The 2,912-nt window shown below is 41.4% G+C and carries 3 protein-coding genes and 2 pseudogenes; 4 read left to right on the forward strand and 1 reads right to left on the reverse strand.

The window, feature by feature from the left end; translation table 11 throughout:
* Positions 1 to 126 precede the first annotated feature (126 nt).
* Entirely contained in the window at positions 127 to 336 is a 210-nt protein-coding gene (locus IM322_RS13370) for a PIN domain-containing protein (RefSeq protein WP_287672736.1), read from the forward strand.
* 87 nt (positions 337 to 423) lie between these two features.
* Positions 424 to 593: pseudogene (locus tag IM322_RS13375) on the forward strand (IS30 family transposase); the annotation flags it as partial.
* A gap of 28 nt (positions 594 to 621) precedes the next feature.
* On the opposite strand, the gene IM322_RS13380 reads toward IM322_RS13375, so the two are convergent.
* Entirely contained in the window at positions 622 to 1,074 is a 453-nt protein-coding gene (locus IM322_RS13380; RefSeq protein ID WP_287078284.1) for a hypothetical protein, read from the reverse strand.
* A 232-nt stretch (positions 1,075 to 1,306) separates the two neighbouring features.
* On the opposite strand from IM322_RS13380, the gene IM322_RS13385 reads away from it, so the two are divergent.
* Complete coding sequence (locus IM322_RS13385) at positions 1,307 to 2,170, forward strand: alpha/beta fold hydrolase (protein ID WP_287078283.1); 864 nt, start codon at positions 1,307 to 1,309, stop codon at positions 2,168 to 2,170.
* A 128-nt stretch (positions 2,171 to 2,298) separates the two neighbouring features.
* Positions 2,299 to 2,912 (forward strand): annotated as a pseudogene (locus tag IM322_RS13390) (RNA-guided endonuclease InsQ/TnpB family protein); the annotation flags it as partial.

Consider the following 2,912-nt stretch of genomic DNA (forward strand, 5'->3'; position numbering starts at 1 on the left):
AACTCGGTAAATTGCTAGGGAGCATCTCATTTATGCAAGTGAGTAATTATACTTATACCTAAAACTGGTTTCTAGCAAGGCTTTCAAAATAGCTTGACATAAAAACCTGATTTAGGGGTTACAAAGGTGAGATGCTCCCAATTGCTATTGAAGAAAATGGTACGGTTAGCCTCGATCGAAGAAAAAGATTATCCTCGATTACTGTCACTGATGGAAAAATATAAAGAGCGCCCAATGGATTTAGCTGATGCGACTTTAGTCGTAACGGCTGAGAATTTAAAAATCAAACGAATTTTAACCTTCGATTCCGATTTTTTCTCGGTCAGCATCATTTAATCCGGTCATTGTCCTTGCCTCTGTTGATCAATTTCTTCTTCCTTTATATCCTGTTTTCAGTATTTCTGCAAAACTGAGATGCCCCCTCAGAAAATCGGGGCAGATTTTTATGAGTGCTACTCCTTATCATTCTTGGTAGAGGGGGATTAAACGAGCATAATAAGGGACTATTAAGACAATTCTTGCCCAAGAAGACGAATTTTAAAATCCTGAAGCCAAAGGAGGTAGAAAGAGCCGTAAACTTAATTAACAATCGAGGTGGCTCCATAGCAGCTTAAGCTAGAGCTAGTAAATATAAATAGCACCCTGTTGATTGATGTTAAAGGTGGTATAACCGGGGGTACTCCCCGGAACTTTGGTGACAGTAATCGTGACTAAATTATCATCATTGACCTCTACGGCATAGATTAAACTAGAAGAATAGCGATCTGCGGCGGCATTAGCTCGATTAATCAGAATATATGCCGGAATTACCAAACCTCTTAGGGTTGTCTCCGTACCTGGAGATAATAATTGGGGAGAGGAATTAATATTGGCCGATAGGTCATAATTGAGGTCAATATCGGTTTGATTGATGATTTTAATCTCCACGGGACGACTCATATTCACCCTAGCAACAGGCTGCCAAGGACCGGGTTGAAAGGTGGTAGCGGGGGGATTTTGAGCGGGTAAAGAGGGGGGAAAAGCTAATCCCAGACTGAAGACGAGGGAAAGAGTTAAAAAGCGATCGCATTTCATAGATGAATCCTGGTCTAGGGTTTTCATCCTATTTTAGGGGGGTATCTCCAGTGTTTTATACTTTAAGTAGAAGCTTTTGAAATTGTCTATAGCAGTGAGTCATCAGCTGTCAGGGGAATATCCGAAGCTTCCCTGATTTTGCTCTATAAACAAGGCTAAATACATCTATTTTTCCCTAGAAGTTTCCCTAGTAACCCCTATCAACGGTTTAATTTAGGTTGAGATTGATTATATGCCTACCATCGACATATCGGGAGTATCCCACAGTTACGAGTTATTTTCGCCCCGAGCGGATAAACCGGTTTTAGTCTTTATACACGGTTGGCTGCTGAGTCGTCACTACTGGCAGCCTTTGGTAGATATTCTCTCCCCGGATTATCCCTGTCTAGTCTATGATCTCCGGGGCTTTGGCGACTCCCAAAAAATCACCTCTAACAGTCCTCCTAGCAGTTATAACCTTGAATCCTACTCCCAAGACGTTATTACCCTTCTTAACCGCTTAAACCTCGATGCTGCTTGGTTAGTTGGTCATTCCCTCGGTGGTAGTGTTGCTTTGTGGGCCGCGGATAGCTGTCCTGAACGGATTAAAGGGGTAATCTGTATGAATGCCGGCGGTGGCATCTATCTAAAGGAGGAATTTGAGCGATTTCGGGAAGCCGGAAGACAGATTTTACAGAGAAGACCGTCTTGGTTGCCTGGTGTTCCCTTGATTGATGTTTTATTCTCGCGGATGATGGTCAAGCAAACCCTAGGTAAAAAATGGGGCAAACAGCGCGTGATTGATTTTGTCCGGGCCGATTACCAAGCAGCCCTAGGGTCACTTTTGGAAACCACCACTATCAGCGAAGTTCATCTTTTACCCCAGATTGTCTCCCGTCTCCCGCAACCGGTCTATTTTCTGGCGGGGAAAGAGGATACGATTATGGAAGTTAAGTACGTTAACCATCTGGCCAGTTTTCATCCTTTGTTTGAAACTGGCAGCAACGTCATTGAGTTATCCGATTGTGGTCATTTTGCCATGCTGGAACAAACAGCAGAGGTAGCCCAAAAGATGATGGCTATTTTAACTGAATGTCAGCAGAAGTCCCTCGCTTGAGTGCGATGGCACGGGGCTTTTAAAGGGGCGAAGTAATTCGCCCCACACCCCCTCATGAATGCTGACTTTGTATCTAAACAATTCCTCAAAAACTATGTTATCATAATTATAGTTTCTTGATAACTCTTATGTACAAAGCGGACAAATTCAGACTTAAGCCTAATACTGAGCAAGAAATAGCCTGAGCAAAAAGCTTTGGTTGTTGTCGTTGGTTTTGGAATTATTCATTGAATTTATGCCAAGAAACCTATAAAACCACAGGAAAAGGACTGACACGAAACTATATTCAGGGACTATTGCCTAGTCTCAAAAAAGAATATGATTGGTTGACAGATGCTTATTCCCAGTGTTTACAGGTTGTTGCTTTGAACTTATCCCAAGCTTATCAAAATTTCTTTGAGAAACGAGCTAGATTACCAAAATTAAAATCCAAACATGGTAAACAATCAATTAGCTATCCAGCTAATGTCAAAACGGTAAATACTACGCTTCTATTTTAGTTGATGATGGATCAGAGTTGCCCAGTCAGTCATCGGACGGTAAAGCCATAGGAATCGATTTAGGACTTAATCATTTTGCTATTAACAGTAATGGTAGTAAATATGATAACCCTAGACATTTAGCCAAACATCAACGTAATCTAAAACGCAAACAACAAAAGTTATCGCGTAAAAAGAAAGGAAGTAACAACCGTCAAAAGGCTAGAGGTAAAGTAGCTAAAGTTCACTCTAAAATCTCAAGA

Source organism: Microcystis sp. M109S1 (assembly GCF_020247025.1).
Classification (GTDB): Bacteria; Cyanobacteriota; Cyanobacteriia; order Cyanobacteriales; family Microcystaceae; genus Microcystis.

Coding starts and splice junctions, on each gene's coding strand:
- IM322_RS13380 (WP_287078284.1), bottom strand. CDS start 1,074: ATGAAATGCGATCGCTTTTTAACTCTTTCCCTCGTCTTCAGTCTGGGA.
- IM322_RS13385 (WP_287078283.1), top strand. CDS start 1,307: ATGCCTACCATCGACATATCGGGAGTATCCCACAGTTACGAGTTATTT.